The organism is Bacteroides sp. Marseille-P8574 (assembly GCF_902825465.1).
Classification (GTDB): domain Bacteria; phylum Bacteroidota; class Bacteroidia; order Bacteroidales; family Bacteroidaceae; genus Bacteroides; species Bacteroides uniformis.
Genome location: NZ_CADEBE010000002.1, coordinates 1,616,728 through 1,638,308 on the forward strand (window position 1 = coordinate 1,616,728; position 21,581 = coordinate 1,638,308).

The window sequence follows — 21,581 nt, forward strand, 5'->3', positions numbered from 1 at the left end:
AATTCGAATTGAAAATTGCTATTAGTCAAGTGGAGGGGTGGTAGCTTTCACTCCCTCGAAAGTCATGCGCACCGGCTTTATCTTTCCTTTTTTGTCAAAGTACATCCGGTCAATGCAGGTGGCACGGCTGTTTGCTGCCGTTTCTCCCAACGGGCGACGGTGGTAAATGATGTACCATTCGTCCTTACCTTTTCCACGCACCACTGAATGATGTCCGGCACCGGTAGCCACATCGGCATCCTGCTGAAGAATGATTCCCTCGCGATGGAACGGCCCGAAAGGAGAGTCGGCAATGGCATAGGCCACACGGTAGTCGGGACTTCCCCAACCGCCTTCCGACCACATGAAGTAATACTTTCCGTTACGTTTCAACATGAAAGGACCTTCCACATAGTCCTGAGGAGTCACTTCTTTATAGACTGTGCCATCATCAAAAGGAACGACACTAAGTAAATCGGAAGACAGTTTCACGATGTTGCAATGCCCCCATCCGCCATAGTACATATAGTAAGTGCCATCGTCATCACGGAACACAAACTGGTCGATGGGCTGTGCGCCATTCACAATTTTATCAATCAGGGGCTTGCCCAGCACATCTTTGAAAGGACCTGCCGGATTGTCTGCCACAGCCACACCGATGCCGCCAATCTCAGAGTTGTTCTGTATATCGTTCCCTCCGAAGAAAAGATAATAGCGGTCATTGGCCTCGATAACAGCCGGCGCCCACAAAGCACGGCGCAACCATGGGATATTTTCCTTTGAAAGCACGCGTGGATGTTTGGTCCAATGCACCAAGTCGGGCGAAGAATAGGCATCCATAAAAGTCTGTTCATCATAAGGAGCGGAATATGTAGGATAAATCCAGAACTTCCCGTCCAGCACTACTCCCTCAGGGTCGGCATACCAACCGGGAAAAATCGGATTGCCGCTACGTTTCTTTTGAACTTCTTCACCAGATTGCGCATAAACGGAAGAAGAGGAGCAAAACAATGCCAAGCAGTAAATAGTAAGTTTCTTAAGTTTCATGGTAAATAGGGTTTTCAAACAGTGATTTATCGTAAAAGAGAGAGGGTGTGTCAAAACATTTTTCAGCTATCACTCCGTCAGACATTCGGCACACCCTCATCATTAATTGCTATGGTTTTGGCTTTGAGGTCACTTCTTCTTTTTAAGCGTTTTCGAGAAGGAGTAAGGAGCATCCTCCTCTCCTGTCCCACGCAGTTTGTTGGGCACATTGTCCATAGTGAAGCGCAGTGAGGAGCCGTTCGTCAGTTGCTCGTGTGTCAGAAAGTTGCGTGTATAGTCAACGCCATCCACTGTAAGTTTCTGCACGTAGCAGTTGGCACGACTATTCTCAGGAGCTTCAATCGTCACAGTCTTGCCATTTTCCAAGTGCAGACGCACAGAACGGAAAAGAGGAGCACCCAGCACATACTGGTCTGTACCCGGACAGACGGGATAGAATCCCAAAGCTGAAAACACGTACCAAGCAGATGTCTGGCCGTTGTCCTCATCACCGCAATAGCCGTCGGGATTGGCATTGTACATACGCTCCATAACCTCACGCAGCCAGTACTGCGCCTTCCACGGCTGGGAGGAATAATTATAGAGGTAAATCATGTGCTGTATAGGCTGGTTGCCGTGAGCGTAGTTACCCATATTCATGATCTGCATCTCCCGAATTTCGTGGATGACACTACCATAATAACTTTCGTCGAACACAGGCGGCAACACAAACACGGAATCCATCATCTGGTTGAAGAAGTCCTTGCCACCCATCAGGTCAATGAGTCCTTGCGGATCGTGAAAAACCGACCATGAATAATGCCAACTGTTTCCTTCGGTGAAGGCGTCACCCCACTTCAAGGGATTGAACGGCGATTGGAATGTACCGTCTTCATTCTTGCCGCGCATCAACTTATGGGCAGGGTCGAAAAGATTCCGGTAGTTCAGCGCGCGTTTGGCAAAAGGAGCCAGTTCTTTCTTCGACTTGCCGAGCGAAAGTCCCAGCTGGTAGATGCACCAATCGTCATAGGCATACTCCAGCGTACGGGCTGCATTCTCGTTGATTCCCACATTATAAGGCACGTAACCCAGCTTATTGTAATACTCATGTCCCAAACGTCCGGTAGAGGAAACCTCGGGATGCACTTTCTCCGTACCGTTCTTCACAGCTTCCCATAATGTCTCGATGTCGTAGCCGCGCAGTCCCTTCAGCCAAGCATCTGCCACCACAGAGGCAGAATTGTTGCCCACCATGCACCCACGGTGTCCCGGACTGGCCCATTCGGGCAGGAAACCGCTCTCCTTGTAAGTATTGGCCAACCCTTCCTGCATCTTGGCATTCATGGATGGATACATCAGATTAAGGAAAGGGAAAAGACAACGGAAAGTGTCCCAGAAACCGGTGTCGGTAAACATATAGCCGGGCAGCACCTCACCATTATAGGGGCTGTAGTGCATTACCTGACCTTGCGCATCTATCTCGTAGAAACTGCGCGGGAAAAGCACCGAACGGTAGAAACAAGAGTAGAAAGTACGCAGACGGTCGAGGTCGGTATCCTGCACTTCAATGCGGCCCAGTACCCGGTTCCATTCGTCACGCCCGGCTTTCGCCACCTCTTCAAGCGTCCGGTCACCCAGTTCCTTCAAGTTCAACTCGGCCTGCTCGTGACTGATGAATGAGGAAGCCACACGTACATTCACCTGCTCGCCACGGAGGGTATGAAAACCGATGATGCCACCGGCATGATTGGCACCTGCCTCGGTGGTACGAGGGGCAATCTTTCCGTCCTTCACGGCAGCAGTATAAGTAAAAGGCTTATCGAACTGCAATACAAAGTAGTTCTTGAAATTGCTTGGCACACCACCACTGTTCTTGGTGGTGTAGCCTATGATTTTCTTTTCAGCCGGAATGATTTTCACAAAAGAGCCATTGTCCATGGCATCGATCACCACATAGGCTTCCTCCGTTTCAGGGAAAGTGAAACGGAAGGCAGCGGCACGCTCGGTAGGAGCAAATTCCGCCGTCACATCATGGTCGGCAAGATAGACTTTATAATAATAAGGAGTGGCGGTCTCGGCTTTATGAGAAAACCAACTGGCACGCTCGTCCTGGTCGAAAGCCACCTTTCCGGTGATAGGCATAATGGCAAACTGTCCGTAATCGTTAATCCACGGACTGGGCTGGTGTGTCTGCTTGAATCCGCAAATCTTGTCGGCATCATAAGTATAAGCCCATCCATCCCCCATAGTACCGGTCTGTGGTGTCCAGAAATTCATACCCCAAGGCATTGCCACAGCAGGATAAGTGTTGCCCGTAGAAAGGGCATGCTTGGATTGCGTGCCAACCAAGGTGCTGACGTAATCAACAGGAGTAATCGGCTCGTCAACCGGCAGTAAGGCCGCCTGCATACCGCCTACAAGAAGGAGGGCGGTTCCCCATGTAAAAAGTCTTTTCATTCGTTTAATAGATTTTGTCATTGTTTATTTCCAATCAGCTTGCCTTCAAGCATTTTCATGTAATATCCGCCTACTACCGAGCGGGCCTTGAAGCCACGCCAGTTGGGCTTGTCGGTAAACACCCAGTCGGACATAGGCACGCGGTCTATCGTTTCGTTCATAAACTTATGCAGGGGGACGATGAATTCACGGAAAGTGGCCAGGTCAGGAGCCATTGTAGCAGTCCACATGATCCAGTCGGTCTTGGTATAAGTCTCACGACTGTCCAGAGGCAAACCATAAATATTCTGCTTCGTCAGATAATAAGGTATCTCCATTTCTGCAATTTTTGTGTCAAAGATATTCAGTCCGAGCAATTTATCCCAGACAAGGTTGTACTTCTGGCTCCAGGTACCCGGCTTGTCAAAGGTCAGACGATAATGGTCACCGTCGTTGGCCATACGTTCCCACTCAGCCGCCATCTGACGGGCCTTCGTTGTATAGCTTTCGGCAACATCCTTCTTGCCGAGCATTTCGGCCAACCGGCCATAAGAGGCTACCCCTAAAATTGCCTTGATGGAAAGATTCGTGTTATGGGCAAAGTGTCCGGCGAAGTCGTCGGTACAGAGCTGGTTCTCAGGATCGAGTCCCTTTTCCACCAGATAGTCGGTCCAGGTGGTGAGCACTTCCCAATGTTTGGCCGCATAGCCGGCATTGCCCTCTACGGCAGCAATGGCAGCCGTAAGAATCAGCATGTTTCCACTCTCCTCAACCGGCATATCGCCTCCGTAAACCTGTCCGTTGGCAAGAGGATAGGTACCCAAATCATGGGCGGCGAAAGGCTTGGTCCATTTGCCGCTTTCACTATAATGGAAGATACCGTTCATCATGCCCTTCTCCAGTTCAGGATTATAGATCAGATAGAGGGGAGCCGAGGGGTAGGTCAGGTCCACCGTATTGATACAGCCGTTACTGTTGTTTTCCTTCGACAGCCACAAAAGGTCACCGTTGGGGGCTTCCACCAGCTTGTGGGCGGCAATGGACTGACGGTAGGCCAACGCGCAGAGTTCGGCATATTCCTTGCCGCCTACGGCAGAAGCATCCTCCATTAACTTTTTATCGAAGGCATAGCAGCGTGCCAGCAACTCGTCATACTCATTGTAGGCGGCCAGCATTTCCGACTCGATGGTACGGTCGCCTTTCGAGTTCCAGTAAGGACGCAAGTTTGTACCGAAGTATTGGATGGAATAGATGTCGTCATATCCCAGCATTATCTTGTCGGTAACCTTCCTCACTTTACCATAGTCACGCACCAAGGCCATATTCCCGTTGCTGTACTCACCCGCAAGCGAAGCTGAATTAAAGGTGCCGTTCACGAAGTTCTTGCGCAGTTCGGTACTGTTGCCGATGCTGTATGCTGTGTTTTCTTTACCGGAAACCATGTAGAAATATCCCCAGTCAATGCGAAGGTCATCGCCCTGCTTAGCCAGGATATTCTGCTCTTTGCTTCCGCTCTTCAAGTAAAGCAGCCCGTCAGCTTCATATCCCTCGCTTGCAGATTGCTGGTAAGGCTGGTCGAGCGCCCAGCGCGGCGAGGCCTCAAAGTACACCTCCACATCGTGTTCCTTGCCGTCACGGGCAGCAACACTGTAAGTAAGGTAATTCACGGGGCGGCTCAACAGCTTCAGGTCTTCCATGAAAAGAGGTGCCGTGAAAGTGACTTTCAAGTCGACATCACCACAGGTAAAAGCGTAGTGTGTCTGCATGGGCTGCACGTCGGCAGAGGTCTGCACGGCTGTGTTGCCAAACACGGTTTCCTGATGTTTCGGAATCTGCAGGCCGAAGTCGAGCAGACCGTTGCCGACCGGATTGATACACTCGGCGGCAATGATGTTGTCTCCTTGTTTCAAAGCAGCCAAAGCCTCATCGGAAAGTTTCACGACTTTGTTCTTATTACACGTGGTTCCCGTACTGTGTATCTTCACTCCGTTGATATAGAATACGGCATCATCATCATTGGAGAATTCCAGATAGACAGGTATGCCGGTCAAATCGCGGTCGATATTTACCGTACGGCGCACCCAGATATTGCGGGTTCCCCATTGGGTCTTGGCTGTAGGCTCATTTTCTTTGGTACCAAAGGCACCACGGTCCGACTTCCATCCGGAATCATTGTAATCGGCAGATGTCCAGTCGCCAGCGGGCTTGTCTGTGATATACCGTCCAGTCCAGTCCCCTTGCTGAGAGGTGGGCACGATTGCATTCATCTCCAATTCTTCAGTCCCCATAAAACGGTAGGAAACACCGTCTACCTTCACCACGCCAATCAGAGGGAAATCCTTACCCGTCCAATGGCGAACGGGGCTGTCATAAAGGTTATCGCTCATGGACCATGCACTGGCATAAGGGTCGATGGTAACAAGCGGGTAGGCTGGAGCTCTCAAGTCATTCTTGACGACTTCATAAGACGTATCCTTGTCACTGCACGCAAAAAGGCATGATACCAACAAGGGGTATAAAAGCTTTTTTCTCATATCGTTTGTATAATTATATATGTTAATATTGATGCCCTCTAACGAATAAAATTACGATACTTCATTCGCATTAAAAAATTCTTGATTGCAAATATCCATTAAAGCACCAATATATAAAGACACATACTGCTCTATAAAAGAAAAAAACTGTTCAAAAAGCCCTGTACAAGCTTCTTTTATTACTTTTTTGTGGGTCTAGCATTATAATCCCCCATACACGCTTAATCCTGCTTACTCTTGTTCGAGGGTTTCTGCATACGCTTATTCAGGCTGACAGGAGTACCTAAAACCGGGAAACCTCTTTCATCCCATGATATTTTCTGTATTCGTGGCGACCTCAGTTCGCCACTGCCGATTACTCCATTGGGCAGATTTCTGGCGTGATACAACACGTACCACTCGCTGCTGTCGGGCGATGGAACAAACGAAGCGCCGCCAGGTCCCCATACACTATCATTCATAGACAAAGAAAATACCGGTTCCTTTTCCTTGACCCATGAAACCGGAGCCAACAAATCGGCATCCGCATCGCAGTGCAATAATCCCACACAATAGTAAGGTGTCCAACATCCGCTTGCCGAATACAAGATAAACAACTTGTCGCCATTGAGCGACTTTATAAAATATGGAGCTTCATTGACATATATCGGGTAGGCCGTCCTACTGCCATCAGGATTTATCCATTGTCTTTCCCAACTGAATGTAGGCTCTGAAATCATCACCCTTTCACTGCTGAGTGTCCACGGATTTTTCATGCTTGCTATGTATATACACTGAGTCTCTTCCATCACTCTTCGTTGAGACCATCCGCTCCAAATAAGGTATTGCGTGTTGTTATGCACGAACGTTGACGCATGTATTCCCCAGTTCCAATCTATATTGGAAATAATCGGTCCCTTTTGCTTGAATTCTCCTGTCATTGGTGTCTCTGCATCATTTTCAAGCACAAATATCTGATGGTTGTCGGTATTACCGTCATCCGCGGCATAATATATATACCATTTATTATTAATCCTATGTATCTCCGGTGCCCATAAGTTGTGCCTTCCCACATCTTCTTTCGGTCTCCACACTTCTTTGCATAAAGAATTTCCCATGTCTGTTATATCATCGGCTTCCCATAGCAATATCCTATCGTTCGTTTCATGCGTATAGTAATATTTTCCTTTATAAAAAATAGCTTGCGGATTATGCCCTGAGGATAGAATGGGATTTTGAAACGTGTTCGAAACGCAATCATTATTTTCTGAAACTTTATGCAGGCATGAAGTCACACTGCATATCACCATGATTATAGCAAAGACTAAACTTTTACGCATATCAAGATTAGATTTAATGAAATGAGCTGCTATCAATATCAAAAGACGCACACAAAAGTAATAAAAAACGTATAAATAGGGCTTTTTGAACAGTTTTTTTCTTTTATAAATCAGTATATGGCTTTACATGTTGATTCTTTGGGGAATATTTGTAGTCGAGAAATCCTTATGTGGAAATTGAAAAGACTTTCAATATGATTAATACCATTTTAAAACAATCAAGAACAATGAAAAAACTTATCGTTGTCGCCATATTCCTATTGATGGCGCAGTTTGGTAATGCTGAGACTTTACCCAGAAAAGAGTATCCTCGCCCTCAGTTCGAACGCGAGCAGTGGATTAACCTGAACGGTACGTGGACTTTCGATTTCGACTTCGGGCAATCGGGAGAAAACCGCCAGTTATACAATTCCGAACATCTAGGCAAGGATATAACCGTGCCGTTTTGTCCCGAGAGCAAATTGTCAGGTGTAACACACACCGATTTCATCAATTGCATGTGGTATCAAAGAAAGATTTCAATACCGGAAAACTGGAAGGATAAAAAGATATTCTTGAACTTCGGTGCGATAGACTATTGGTCCGAGATTTACATTGACGGAAAAAGCGTGCAGGAACACTGGGGAGGCAGTTCTTCTTTTTCCGTAGATTTGACACGCTTTGTCACTCCGGGAAACACGCACAACCTTGTAGTCCATGTGAAGGACAATTTGCGCTCTGGAAAGCAAACCGGAGGAAAGCAATGCTCCCGATACCACTCCGAGGGATGTTCATACACTCGTGTTACAGGCATTTGGCAAACAGTTTGGCTTGAAGCGGTAGATAAAAACGGACTGAAATCGTCTGTCGTACGTCCCGACATAGACCAAAACCAACTTTCAATACTCCCAGAGTTCCATAACGAATCGGACAACATCTTGGAAGTGGTACTTAAAGACGAAGACAAAATCATAGCAAGAAAAGAAGTAAAATGCTCTAACTCGGCATGTATAGTACTTCCGGTGAAGAAGCCGAAATTATGGTCACCGGAATCTCCATTTTTGTACGACCTAATTTATAGAGTAAAAGACATGTCGGGTAACGTAGTGGACGAAGTTCATTCATACGCGGGAATGAGAAAGGTACATACGGCAAACGGCATATTTTACCTCAACAACCAGCCTTACTTCCAACGTCTCGTACTTGACCAGGGATACTATCCTGACGGTATATGGACAGCTCCGTCCGACGAAGCACTCAAGAATGACATCATGCTTGGAAAAAGCGCAGGTTTCAATGGCGCCCGTCTTCACCAAAAGGTATTCGAAGAAAGATACTATTACTGGGCAGACAAATTAGGCTACATCACATGGGGCGAAAGCGCAAGTTGGGGAATGGACATCAATGACGAACTTGCCGTGCGAAACTTCATCAGCGAATGGAGCGACATAGTAGCCCGCGACCGTAACCATCCGTCTCTTGTCACATGGACTCCATTCAACGAGACATGGGGAAGCAGGGAAAGTACTTATCCGCGCCTGATTCGCGATGTGTATAATGTCACCAAAAGCATGGATGCCACACGGCCTATAAATGACGCCAGTGGCGATGACCACATACTTACCGACATCTGGAGTGTGCACAACTACACACAGGAGGGAAACAAATTGGAAGAACAGTTAGAGTTCAAAGACGGAAAAGAGCCATATCGCAATGCCAATAAGAATTTCTTGGCTGTGTACGAAGGACAACCGTATATGGTAGATGAGTTCGGAGGAATCGGATGGATGAAAGCCGAAGAACGTAAAAACTCGTGGGGATACGGCAACATCCCGCAAACAGAAGAAGAGTTTTACAAACGCCTTGACTCACAAATAAAGGCGCTGAAAAACTCAAAACATGTAGTAGGTTTTTGTTATACACAACTTACCGATGTGGAACAGGAAAAGAACGGAGTTTATTATTATGATCGCACTCCTAAACTGGACATGAAGCGTATCAAATCCATATTTGAACAGATACCTTCGTCACATACCAACCTTAAATAACGTGGGTTCGAAATAAAATCAAAAAATAGCAAGTTGTCCGTCATTGACAAAATTTACGTCAATGACGGACTTCTTTTCAAAAAAGCAGTATGCCGCCGACAAGGAGTTGGCTATAAAGTTATTGAATGAACGATGTCTTGAGTGTTCAATCTGTGCGATGTTTTTCAGTTCGTCATTGCCCATTTCAACCAAGGTGCTTTTTCTGAGCAGAATCTTGTCAGCAATACTCATCAGTGAGTTCCTCATATTATTTTTAACTTTAGTAACAAACTGTATGCCATTCAGGAAAAGATTTTCAAACAGAGCCTGACCTATATATCCCTTGTCTGCACATAGTTTTCCTTTGATGTTTTCCAGAAACTTACCCTGTTTCAACGGTTCCCGGTAATCCACGTTTCCAGGCGTGAACATGAAATTGAGGATCTCTCCTTTGTCATTGATTATCAGATGCAGCTTGAATCTGAAGAACCATCCTATAAAACATCTTCCACGCTCGGCAAGCCCTTCAAATGTCTTATGAATCAAGATTCTTTAGTTACGGCATACACGTAAGGGAGTGGAGTCAACGAAACTGATGCCGGTACAGGTTCCCAGCAGGACTTTTTTTGATGAAGATGGTCATGGGAAGCAATACTTCCTTCTCCAGTTCTATAAAACGGTTATAAGAAACATGACGCGGAAAAAAGGTGTTTCAGATGTTTACAGACATACTCCTTGTAGTAATGCTTGAAACAACGGAAACCACCGGAGTGAAACAGGATTAGAATAACCATAATCTCTGCATCACTCATACGGTTGGGGTTGTTACGATGCTTGGTCTTCTTATCCTCAATCATATATTTTTCCTGTTGAAATGTAAATTCCTTGCAAAAATCATCGGCCATACAATGTAACTTTAGACTCTGGAAACATAGTGGTAATCGTTTAAATGTTATAATTGAGCACTATAATTTAATACTTTTATCGCTATGTTTCTAATTATAAGTGAAAGATATTTATTCTTATATCGAACTCACGTTAAATTAAGGCTCGCTTAGCTATTTAGGTTACAAAAAGTATATTTTAAGTGTTACGACATCCAGGTGTCGTATACTTAAAAACAGTAAAAAAGAAAAGAAGAAGAAATAGAGAGGAGGAAAGATTAAAACAAGGTTTTCACTCCTCTCAAAGCCGTAAATAGCCGGGACATAAATCTTTAGCTGCTAATTGCATGTTGGGAAAGCAGAAATCCTCAACCTCATAGCTCCCATCGGCACAAGTTCAATATCATCAACCTGCTCCGACCTTGCCGACCACTCATCCGGCAGTACACCGCAAAGTTTGTATTCATCTACCGACCAATCTGGAACGATTCTTCCTTTTGCTTGAAAAATCAGAGGCACATTCTCTGAAGTGAATGGATTAACCTTCGGTTCCAATTTTCTGTGTTCCTTCAACATAACCCCTGAATTGATTTGCAAGGCATAGTTCCACGGAGTTTCCGGATAGATTTCGTATGAAGGCCATTTTTCCACATCCGCTCCTTCTTGCCACTGGGAATCCCAAATAGCCGTTTCCGTACTATTCTTTTTTACATATTTTTCTCCTATTTTCAACGACAAAGTCAAAGGACCGTAATCTACACTGACACTGTTTTTATTTACTTGCCATGTTCTATAAGATATTTCCATCGGGAAGTCCGCTTCTATACAATCTCCGTTTTCCCACTCGCGTTGAATCCGTAAATATTCTCCTTCTGCAAAATCGGCATTTATTTTTTTTCCGTTTACTTTCACTTCCGCAGCTTTCGTCCAACTTGGTATACGAATATAAAAGGGGAAAGCTACCGTTTTATTGCTCTCTATTGTAAATGAGATGTGAGAATCGAACGGATAATCTGTCCGCTCTTTAATGAGCACCGTTTCACAATCACTCACTTTCACCGTTACATCACAACTGTTATAAAGGACGGCTGCCACTCCATTGTCTGGTGTAGCCATCATCAAATGTTCCACGTAATAGGGCCATGCGAAGCCATGATTGTGCTGGCAGCAGCGGCTACTGAACGGATTCATGGCCAAAAATGGCCCGGCATTGTCAATGCCGGGCTTATGATTTTCGCTATCGCTCATCACCATGTTTGGTGAGGTAATATAACGAAGCGACCTCATATCCGGCATAAATGCAGCCGGAAAACTATTGAAAGCCACATCTTCACAATTCTCTGCCCAATAAGTATCTCCGGTAATCAAAAGCATAATTTCATCCGAAGCCATCTGCTCGGCAAAGCCACAGGTTTCAGTTCCTTGACGAGGGTCAAAGAACCCCATGCGGGCATTTTCATCTGCCCCGAACATTCCACCGGGTACCTGTCCAAATGTACGTCGAATTAAACTCTGTACATTATAGCTTGCCGACAAATACTTCCTTTCACCATTGAACAGGTAGTAAGTGGCCGGTTCACGAAAGCACTGGGCAACATTCACATTATGCCAGTTCGGGAGTTCGGTTGATTTTGTCCAATCTGCCGTATTTCGATGCAACTTTTCTGCCAATTTCAGCAAGTCTTTATCACCAGTACGGTTGTAAAGCCAAACCACACTCCAGAGATTATCACCACCACGACTGTTTTCCCAATAAGACGACAAGAACTTTTCATCCGGCACGCTCAGTTGATAGTGGAAATAACGGGTCATGAAATCAATGACTCGCTCGTCCGAAGAATATTCATAATAAGATTGAAGAATCCATAATGCTACCATATTTGACCAAAAATCCTGAGAGCCGTTCACTTCGATATAGGGACCAAAATTCCCGTCTGCACGTTGGCTGCCCAGAATCGCTTCAATCCATGTCTTCGCCTCCTTCAACATTCTTTCATCTTCCAGCAAATAGGCCACTTCGGCATATCCCCGCAGCCAATAGGGGACTTCTTCCCAGCCCCATTTACCACCGGACTTCAGCCACGCATTGTCTTCTTTCTGCAGCCAAGCACTGATTTCGCCTAAATGTCCGTTCAGACCATCGCGTTGTAATTCCAGCATGGTTCGTACCCAACCTTCGGGACGAATGCTGCCGACTGGTAGTTTGATGAACCGCATGGGCTGTAGCGGCGCACGGTTACTGACATAATTTATATTAACTTTCTCTGTGGGAATGACATTGAGCATTTGGGCTTCATCATAGGATGTTACTGAAGAACAAGAGGCCGCACATAATGCCAATGCAAGGATATATGATTTATTCATTTACTATTTTCATTAAAAACAAAACTCTATTTTTCTATGTCGCTATCACAACTAATAACACTTATTATCTGTCAGAATACGTTCATGCCGGACGAACCCAAAGAAGGGGAAAAAGGGCAAAACCGGCACCCTCTTCCCCCCTATTCAACAATCTTTATCTGACAAGACAATTATTTCAAGCGGAATACCTCGGAATAGATTCCTTGGTCAGAACCTTTAGGCCATATACAGATACGACCGAACAAAGTCCCTCTTTTCAGAGCCGTCTGAAACATTTGATGATTCGTATAATCTTTTGTAGCAAAAGTATATGTTTTCCCGGTTTCATCGTAACTGCCCATGTTATCCATTTCATCGTAACGGTCCACATTGTGTTCGCCGTCACTCAAGAATTGGGTAGTGCCCAACATGACAAACACACGGTCAATGCCTGTGCCTGCAATCTTGTTCACCGTAAACGAAGCATTCACTTTGTTGCCGTCCAAACTCATTTGCGCATTGTCCACCAAGTAATAAGGAGTCACCTCCACATCCACTTCCGCATGTCCGCGCAGGCTTACTTCTATCGTGTCACGTCCGGCAGGGCTCCAAGGACCGTTTCCGTCCTTGGTAATCAGTTGGTACTGACCATCGAAAATACATACGGAGAACTCACCGTTCTGGTTGACGAATACTTCTACCGGATCGTGCTTCGCATAGCCACGCTGGTACAGTTGCAGTCTCACCGCCTCGTTTCCGCACAGTTGCAAAGGTTCGCCTTTATAAACCACTCTTCCTCTGATAAAAGAAGTAGGTTCATCATAATTATCCTTCATACAGCTCGTAAGAGTCAAAGCCGTTAAAAGAATAGCTGAAAAAACTTTAGATATCGTTTTCATGTTCTTTGTTTCTTCTTTTTAAAGTTATTGATAGGGATTCTTCACCAACTTCGGATTGTTGTTTATCCAACCATTGTCTATTTCAGAATAGTACTGCACATCGGTACATTTCAATGGACGACGCCACAAATCCAATTTCTGCATGTCTTTCTCAATGAACGCCCATTTACCATTATTCACATCGCCCGGAGCCACTACACGGTAAGGCCACAAGCCCAGACGCTTTGATGTACGCGTATCTTCGCTTCCAGTCCAAATCTTGTCTGCTTCCATCCAGCGTTTCAGATTCCACCAGCGACCTCCTTCGAAGGCCAACTCTACACGATACTCGTGCATGATTCGTTCGTGGTCAATCATTGTCAAAGGCAATACACCTGCACGTGAACGAACCTCATTGATGTATTTCAATGCTTCCGTGTCACTATTATTGCGCGACAGCTCCCAGCTTGCTTCGGCAGCAATCAGATAAGCTTCGGCAATACGGAAATAAACATTCCACATAGCTGATCCTCTACCGATGGTACCTGCCGACGGAGTGGCATCCAAGTACTTGCGTACATAAAATCCTGTACGGTTTATCTCGCGCTCGTTTCCTCCGAACGGACCGTTATTGGCTGTAATCAGGTTGCCGCTATCATCGTGCGAATTGCGTGCACCTGTCAGTTCAACCCAGTTTCCATTCTCTTTCCTCAACTGTCCGGCTTGCATTTCAATCACTTTGCTGTCGAAAGTGCTGCCCGGTACGATGATGGAGCCCATCAAACGCGGATCTCGTTCAAGGAAAAGTTCAGTGGGATCATCGAAGAAACGTGGATTATCCGGTGTACCAACTTCGAACGGCACGGTCGTTCCTCTCTGTTCTTCGGGAGCGTTTATCGGTTCGAATGCCTCTACCAAATTCAGAAGTACAGAGAGACGGTCGCTTCCGGTATCCTGCTCAATGCTTTTGGGCAGATTGTTTTTCGTAAATCCGTGAGTTTGTCCCGGTGACACGTAGTCGCGTGTCCAGATAACTTCCGTATTGCCGTCTTTCTGGCACACGGCCTTGTAGAAGTTGTCGGCATAAGCCTGCGGTGTATTGTCTTTGGCACGCATCAGAGTGTACGGACCATTCTCAATCACCTCCTTGGCAGCAGCCAAAGCTGTTTCATAATAATCCTTGGCACGCGAAGCCGGAATGCCGACCTCACCACCAGCAGTACGCAACTGAGGATGTGCTTCTACCGTGTTGTAAGTAGCAAGTGAAGCTGCAGTCAGCGCCGCACGAGCCTCAAGCATCTTCGCTACCCAATAGTTGGCGCGTGCAGAATTTCTATTGGTATCCTTAGTAAGCATCCGGGCTGCTTCCTGGCATTCTGAAATGACATAGTCATAAAGAGCCTCTTCCGTAGAACGGGGCACTTGCAGTGTCGTGATGTCCATGCCGGGCGTATAGTCGAATACCTGGTCGCCTACAATGGGCACACCGCCCAAAGTACGTCCCATACAGAAATAGAGCCATGCGCGGATGTAGCGCACTTCACCCATGTAAGCCGTCTTGGTCGCCTCATCCACAGCGGCAGAGGGCTTGATAGCTTCCAAGAACTGGTTCAGGTCGTGCACCAGCGTATAATCATAATTGCGCCACTTGTTGCGATCGATATTCTGGTCATCGTTCGTATCATAATGAATCACCTCATCCAGCATAGTCCACTGATCCCAATCATCGATGCGCTGGCCGATGGTCACCCGACCGTAAAAGTTGGCCAATACCGATTTCACCAGTTCAGGGTCACCGAAAGTCTGATCCTGTGTCAGCAACGTATCGGGCTTCGTATCCAGGAAACCGCTACAACTGCTCATTGACAACATTGCAGCAACCGCGGCTGCAAACAAATATCTTTTTTTCATTGCTTACTTAAAATTTAAGATTAACACCAAGGTTTATCACTCTCATCGGCGGATAGTCCAAACCGTTATCCGAAACACATTCCGGATCCATTACCGACAGATTGGAGAGGGTCAGCAGATTGGTACCCGAAACAAACACACGCAGGTTGCTGATACCGCTACGTCCCAGCCAATTCTTGGGTAGCGTATAGCCGAACTCCAGGTTACGGAGCTTGATATAGCGCACATTGTGTAGCCAGAAGGTACTTTTGTCGTAAGCACTGGTTTCGTCCGAATTCAGACGGAGCATCGGATATTTGCCCGGAATCAATTCACTGTTGGCATCCCAGATGTCGGACAGATGCCAGGCATCTTTCAACACTTCATCGGGGCTATTACCATCGTTTTGGAAGGGACGGGCCGTCTCATAGCATTGCTGCCACGAAGTCATTCCCGAACCGGTCCAGTCCATGGCAAGGTCGAAACCTTTCCAGGAAGCCGCTAAATTGATACCGAAGTTCAGGGTTGGCGTACTGTCTACACGATAACCGATGGGACGTTCGTCCAGATAGTTGATAACACCGTCATTATTCTGGTCTTTGTACTTGATATCGCCCGGAACTACTGTACGGTTACCTTTGCGGTCGTTGTCAATAGGATAGTTAGCAATTTCTTCCCAACTATTGAAGCGGCCCACAGCCTCATATCCCCAGTTCACATAGCCCACACGATGCCAGATGCTGTTGCGATATTCATCCCATGAATTGCTGAAACGGGGTTTATACTGTTCCCAATCCCAGAAGCGCGAATAAGTGACATTGGCTCCCACACTGTAGTTGAAATCGTTGATATGGTCGGTCCAACCGATTGAAGCATCGAAACCACGGTGCATATCCGAACGCAAATTTTCTTTCGGCAAGCCAAAGCCCACTTCACTCGGAATCAATACATCGTAACGAGATTCGGAGATACCTTCGCGAATACGACGGAAGTAATCAAGCTGCACGTTCAGACGATTGTTAAAGAAACCAAGGTCGATACCGAGGTCCAGAATCTTGGAAGTCATCCATGACAAAGTCTGGTTAGGCAAGCCACGAGTAGACGTACCTCCCCCCCAGTTGCCATCAAGCACAGCACCGCCACTGTTATAGTTATAACCCGGCAAGAAATCGAAGGCAGAATAGTCGGCCACAGCATCATCACCCACTTCACCATACGAACCGCGCAACTTGAAGTTGGTAACGATATTACCTATTTTACTCTCTTTCCAGAAGTTTTCTTCCGAAACACGCCATCCCAAAGAGGCAGAGGGGAAGAAGCCCCAACGATGTCCCGGACGGAATTTCCACGAACCGTCCCAACGGCCAATCAGTTCTACCAAGTACCTGTCGGCATAGTTATAGTTGATACGTCCCAAATATCCCATACGGGCCTCCGTGCGGTCGCCATCATCATTGAACTCTACAAGTTCCTTCAAGCGAATCAAATCCATACTGTTGGAAACCGGCGTAGAGTGGAGCCACATGCGGGGACGCTTGCGCTGGCTGGCCTCGAAACCTGCCACGGCCACAATGGAGTGATCGCCAAACTTGCGGTCAAAGTTCAACTGAAAGTTAGAGAACTGATCTTCCACTTTTTCGCGGTTGCGTTCACGGTAAGGGTTAGCCATGCGGTCAGTCACGTAATACGAATCACTATTTTCGTCGTAACCATACAGTTCATAAGTATATTCCTGGTTATCCAGTTCATTATAAGCATAGTAGTAGCCCAACATTCCCTTGAACTTCAGCCCTTTCAAAATTTCATACTCAGCTGTACCATTCAATTGAATCACCCGCCATACATCGGAAACCTTACCGGTAGTTTCGTAATTCAAGATAGCAAAATTTGTTTCGGCCTGGTCTGATACCTTTTGCGGATAGTTAGGATTATCATTGGCAAACGGACGTTTGGTTGGCTGATTCTTCATCGTAGCGAAACGCGGCAACCAAGTATCATCAGCTCCAGGAACTCCCGGATGACGGCGGTCTTCAATACGTCCGTTCATGCTTGCACCCACTTTGAGGCGCTCGTTTACATTCATCTCAATGTTCATCTGGGCATTGGTACGACGGAAACCACCGTAGTTGCGGATGGTGGCATCCTGGTTGATGTGAGACACGGCTACATAGTAATTTGCCTTATCCGTACCGCCCGAGAAGCTTGTATTGACATAATATTGCGGAGCAGATACCCAGATATAATCGCTCCAATTCCATCCTTGGTAGTTACGCTCCGTACCTGCCATCCATTTGTCATACTCTTCCTTGTTATAACGGCGGTCGCCTCCCGGACGTCCCGAAAAAAATTCTGCCGTAGTATAGGCATGTACATAGTCCTTCACACCGGCAGGGCTGATGAACTTGGAGTTCTTCTGCCAACCGTAATAAGCGTTCACCGAAACAGTATTCTTCGAGTTGCGTACCCCCTTCTTGGTAGTCACCACCACCACGCCATTGGCAGCACGTACACCGTATAGAGCTGCCGATGCATCCTTCAGTACAGAAACAGACTCAATATCGTTGAAGTCCATCTGGCTGAACTGTCCTGAGTCAGAGATGACACCATCAATCACGAAGAGCGGAGTACCCATGTTACGAATCTGCAAAGCAGTTTCGGCACCGGGACGTCCATCTTGCTGGCGTGTATTCACACCAGCAATCTTACCTACCAACGCACCACCTGCTGTAACGGCCGAAGATCGCGCAATGTCCTCCGAACGTACCGAAGAGACTGCACCGGTCAGCGTAGCTTTCTTCTGCGCCATACCAAAACCGGTAATTACAACTTCGTCCAGTACTTCCGTGTCTTCTTTCAATGTCACAGTTACCTTATTGGAAGCCCCAACGGTCACTTTTTGGGCCTTGTACCCGATGAACGAGATTTCAAGAGTCGCATCGGTTGCCACGGTCAGTGAGAATTCTCCATTGACATCGGTAATTGTTCCTGTTGTGCTCCCCACAGCTTTGACATTGGCCCCAATGATGGGTTCTCCATTTACATCCACTACGACTCCCTTTACGGTGCGCTGTTGTTGGACCAAATTCATTGCCAGTACAATTTCTTCAGACGGATTGTCCGCTGTAGCATAAACGAATGTACTTGGCAAAAAAGAAAATGCAGCCATACATAAGGATATGTTCCACATTCTCCTACTACTTGCTAAATAAACTAAATGCTCTTTTCTAGACATAGTACATTTTTTAATTAATAAGGTTATATTATCAAAATATAGCAAAAGTTTCGCTTGTAAAGTTGCTTTCTTCTATTAGTAGTGTTGCAAAGCAACAATAAACGACAGAAAAAACAGGGAAGTCATTGGTCAATAAATAACACAAACTGTTCTCCGATTCATTTATGACATTCATAGAACAGGATTTGCTATTTTTTGGTATTCTTTTTTTGTGTTATTTTCAAAGAAGGGCTTTTCTTGTGATAATAACTCTTCTATGAATGCCGACACTCACATAAATAATCGCGGCTATATAGATTTTGGCGCACGCATTGACAAATTAAGATACACTACAAAAACATCTACAAGGAATATATGAACACATTTTGAATAGAAATTACTTTTTTTTGATTAACCTTTATTTATGAGCGAGTCGTGCGATGGCTACATTTGCATTGTCGAGGAATCAGGCATATCAACCTGACGAAAATAGGTATTGCATATATAAGAATTAAGTTTATTGTCATTAGTTTAAAGAAGATAATTATGAAGAAAAGTACAACATTAACCATGCTAATGCTGACGGCTTTTTGTCAGATTAATGCTACTGACTTGTTTACCCCTGTACAAAAGACAGATTTGCGTTTGCCTTCTGTGCCATTAATTACATCAGACCCATATTTTTCTATATGGTCGCCATACGATAACTTGAACGAAGGTGTGACCAAGCACTGGACCAACGATGAAAAATCGTTGATAGGGGCAGTTCGCGTAGATGGCAAGGTATATCGTTTTATGGGAAAACAAAATTTGCAGGCTTTGCTGCCCATGGCCGGAAGCGAAGCTTGGGAAGGCGACTACATATTCCAACAGCCCGATGGAAATTGGACGAACATAGATTACTCTGCTTCAGGATGGAAAAAAGGAAAAGGGGCATTCGGCACAAACGATCAACCGGTAGCAAGAACCAAATGGGAAACCGAAGACATCTGGGTGAGACGCGAATTTACACTGAATGATGTGGATGAAAAAGCTCCGATATATATAAAGTATTCGCACGATGATGTTTTCGAGCTTTACCTTAACGGTGAAAGGCTGGTGTCAACCGGATATACTTGGAAAAACAACGTACTGCTGGAACTTACAAGCGAGACAAAGAAAAAACTGCGTAACGGAAAGAACGTGATTGCAGCGCACTGTCACAACACCACGGGCGGGGCTTATGTGGATTTCGGCATTTTCACTCCAGCCGACGATGCAGCAGCTTTCGAGAACTTAGCAGTGCAGAAATCGGTAGATGTATTGCCCACACAGACTTATTACACGTTTGCATGCGGTCCGGTAGAACTTGACATTGTATTCACTGCTCCGGTGATGATTGACGATTTGGATTTGATTTCTACTCCTATCAACTACATATCATATCAGGCAAAGTCCATTGACAAGAAGGAACACGATGTACAAGTGTACATAGAAACCACACCACAGTTGAGCATAAACGAAATGACACAGCCCACCAAGGCACAGGTGATAAAGCACAACGGAATGAATTACATTCAAGCAGGAAGCATTGACCAACCTGTCACAGAAAGGAAAGGAGACCTGATATGTATAGACTGGGGATATGCGTACATGGTCGGAAACAGTAATGCAAACATCACCGTAAGCTTGGGCGACTACAATGCCATGAAAGCTTCGTTTGCCAAGGAAGGAGAACTACTTCCGTCGAAAGGGGAAGTAATAACCAGAAAAGCCGACAAGATGCCGGCAATGGCATACTGTGATGATCTGGGCAATGTATCTGTCAAAGGAAAGAGCGGGTTCATGATGCTGGGTTACGATGATGTTTATTCCATAGAATATATGTACGAACGCCACATGGCATACTGGAGGCACGGCGGGAAAGTTACAATCTTCGATGCTTTTGAGCGCGCAAGAGACAATTATAACAACGTTATGGAACGATGCCGAGACTTCGATGCCATGATAATGAACGATGCCGAGAAGGCGGGAGGCAAGAAATATGCCGAAATATGTGCCGCCTCTTACAGGCAGGTCATAACGGCACACAAGCTGTTCACCGACAAGGAGGGAAACTTGATGTTTTTCTCTAAAGAAAACAACAGTAACGGATGTATTAACACAGTGGACCTTACTTACCCGTCGGCGCCGCTATTTCTGGCATACAATCCCGAGCTGCAAAAGGCCATGATGACTAGTATTTTCGAATACAGTGCATCAGGAAGATGGAATAAACCGTTTGCCGCACACGACCTTGGTACATATCCTATCGCCAACGGACAAGTCTATGGAGGTGATATGCCGATAGAGGAAAGTGGAAACATGGTGATACTTACTGCTGCAATTGCAAAGGCTGAAGGCAATGCAAACTATGCCAAAAAATATTGGGACCTACTTACTATATGGACTGACTATTTGGTGGAATACGGACAAGACCCCGAGAACCAACTTTGCACGGATGATTTTGCAGGACACTGGGCACATAACGCCAATCTTGCAGTGAAAGCTATCATGGGAGTGGCCGCTTATAGCGAAATGGCAAAAATGCTGAGTATGAACAAAGTAGCCAAGGAATATGCCGAAATTGCTAAGAAGATGGCTGTGAAATGGGAGGAAATGGCCCGAGAGGGCGACCACTATCGCCTTGCTTTCGACCGCAAGGATACTTGGAGCCAGAAATACAATATGGTATGGGACAAGATGTGGGGACTTAAATTATTTCCTAACAATGTGATAGAAAAAGAAATAAACTATTACCTGACCAAACAGAACGAATTCGGCCTTCCACTGGACAGCCGCAAGGAATACACAAAGTCCGACTGGGTAATGTGGACCGCCGCCATGGCTTCAGACATGGACACTTTCCAGAAATTCTCAAATCCTATCTATAAATATATTGACGAAACCGCTACACGAGTGCCTATCAGCGATTGGCACCACACCGAAGGCGGATTGTGGGTTGGCTTCCGTGCACGTTCGGTAATAGGAGGATATTGGATGAAGGTTTTGATGGACAAGATGCTTGAAAATAAGTAAAAGAAATTAGTATATTTG

General features: G+C 45.9%; 10 protein-coding genes and 1 pseudogene. 2 read left to right on the forward strand and 9 right to left on the reverse strand.

The genetic code is table 11. The features are described 5' to 3' along the window. Positions 1 to 21: 21 nt before the first annotated feature. From HUX74_RS19445 to HUX74_RS19460, 4 genes are all read right to left on the reverse strand, one after another. The gene (locus tag HUX74_RS19445; protein WP_098032184.1) at positions 22 to 1,026 is read right to left on the reverse strand and encodes a glycoside hydrolase family 43 protein; all 1,005 of its coding nucleotides are present in this window, start codon (positions 1,024 to 1,026) and stop codon (positions 22 to 24) included. Positions 1,027 to 1,155: 129 nt separating this feature from the next. After that, complete coding sequence (locus tag HUX74_RS19450; RefSeq protein ID WP_174647251.1) at positions 1,156 to 3,462, reverse strand: GH92 family glycosyl hydrolase; 2,307 nt, start codon at positions 3,460 to 3,462, stop codon at positions 1,156 to 1,158. A 17-nt stretch (positions 3,463 to 3,479) separates the two neighbouring features. Then, complete coding sequence (locus tag HUX74_RS19455; RefSeq protein WP_174647252.1) at positions 3,480 to 5,975, reverse strand: glutaminase domain-containing protein; 2,496 nt, start codon at positions 5,973 to 5,975, stop codon at positions 3,480 to 3,482. A 221-nt stretch (positions 5,976 to 6,196) separates the two neighbouring features. Continuing rightward, positions 6,197 to 7,294 carry a family 43 glycosylhydrolase gene (locus HUX74_RS19460; protein WP_138344907.1) on the reverse strand — a complete coding sequence of 366 codons (1,098 nt, stop codon included), beginning with the start codon at positions 7,292 to 7,294 and terminating at the stop codon, positions 6,197 to 6,199. 227 nt (positions 7,295 to 7,521) lie between these two features. Here HUX74_RS19460 and HUX74_RS19465 point away from each other — a divergent pair, with 227 nt between their 5' ends. After that, positions 7,522 to 9,321 (forward strand): glycoside hydrolase family 2 protein, encoded by a 1,800-nt coding sequence (locus HUX74_RS19465; protein ID WP_174647253.1) that lies wholly within the window; start codon positions 7,522 to 7,524, stop codon positions 9,319 to 9,321. Positions 9,322 to 9,339: 18 nt separating this feature from the next. Here the strand turns inward: HUX74_RS19465 and HUX74_RS19470 are convergent. From HUX74_RS19470 to HUX74_RS19490, 5 genes and pseudogenes are all read right to left on the reverse strand, one after another. Further along, a pseudogene (locus HUX74_RS19470) lies at positions 9,340 to 10,205 on the reverse strand (IS982 family transposase). 318 nt (positions 10,206 to 10,523) lie between these two features. Next, the gene (locus HUX74_RS19475; RefSeq protein ID WP_138344903.1) at positions 10,524 to 12,548 is read right to left on the reverse strand and encodes a beta-L-arabinofuranosidase domain-containing protein; all 2,025 of its coding nucleotides are present in this window, start codon (positions 12,546 to 12,548) and stop codon (positions 10,524 to 10,526) included. 170 nt (positions 12,549 to 12,718) lie between these two features. Further along, on the reverse strand, positions 12,719 to 13,426 hold the full coding sequence (locus tag HUX74_RS19480) for a DUF3823 domain-containing protein (protein WP_174647254.1): 708 nt from the start codon (positions 13,424 to 13,426) through the stop codon (positions 12,719 to 12,721). A 24-nt stretch (positions 13,427 to 13,450) separates the two neighbouring features. Then, positions 13,451 to 15,316, reverse strand: a complete 1,866-nt coding sequence (locus HUX74_RS19485; protein ID WP_138344899.1) for a RagB/SusD family nutrient uptake outer membrane protein — start codon at positions 15,314 to 15,316, stop codon at positions 13,451 to 13,453. A gap of 7 nt (positions 15,317 to 15,323) precedes the next feature. Beyond that, on the reverse strand, positions 15,324 to 18,527 hold the full coding sequence (locus HUX74_RS19490) for a TonB-dependent receptor (protein ID WP_174647255.1): 3,204 nt from the start codon (positions 18,525 to 18,527) through the stop codon (positions 15,324 to 15,326). A gap of 525 nt (positions 18,528 to 19,052) precedes the next feature. Between HUX74_RS19490 and HUX74_RS19495 the strand changes: the two genes are divergently transcribed. Further along, complete coding sequence (locus tag HUX74_RS19495; protein WP_174647256.1) at positions 19,053 to 21,563, forward strand: glutaminase domain-containing protein; 2,511 nt, start codon at positions 19,053 to 19,055, stop codon at positions 21,561 to 21,563. Positions 21,564 to 21,581 lie beyond the last annotated feature (18 nt).

Bases quoted from the DNA above. Each gene is read 5' to 3' on its own strand.
- HUX74_RS19445 (WP_098032184.1), bottom strand. From the start codon at position 1,026: ATGAAACTTAAGAAACTTACTATTTACTGCTTGGCATTGTTTTGCTCC.
- HUX74_RS19450 (WP_174647251.1), bottom strand. From the start codon at position 3,462: ATGAAAAGACTTTTTACATGGGGAACCGCCCTCCTTCTTGTAGGCGGT.
- HUX74_RS19455 (WP_174647252.1), bottom strand. From the start codon at position 5,975: ATGAGAAAAAAGCTTTTATACCCCTTGTTGGTATCATGCCTTTTTGCG.
- HUX74_RS19460 (WP_138344907.1), bottom strand. From the start codon at position 7,294: ATGCGTAAAAGTTTAGTCTTTGCTATAATCATGGTGATATGCAGTGTG.
- HUX74_RS19465 (WP_174647253.1), top strand. From the start codon at position 7,522: ATGAAAAAACTTATCGTTGTCGCCATATTCCTATTGATGGCGCAGTTT.
- HUX74_RS19475 (WP_138344903.1), bottom strand. From the start codon at position 12,548: ATGAATAAATCATATATCCTTGCATTGGCATTATGTGCGGCCTCTTGT.
- HUX74_RS19480 (WP_174647254.1), bottom strand. From the start codon at position 13,426: ATGAAAACGATATCTAAAGTTTTTTCAGCTATTCTTTTAACGGCTTTG.
- HUX74_RS19485 (WP_138344899.1), bottom strand. From the start codon at position 15,316: ATGAAAAAAAGATATTTGTTTGCAGCCGCGGTTGCTGCAATGTTGTCA.
- HUX74_RS19490 (WP_174647255.1), bottom strand. From the start codon at position 18,527: ATGTCTAGAAAAGAGCATTTAGTTTATTTAGCAAGTAGTAGGAGAATG.
- HUX74_RS19495 (WP_174647256.1), top strand. From the start codon at position 19,053: ATGAAGAAAAGTACAACATTAACCATGCTAATGCTGACGGCTTTTTGT.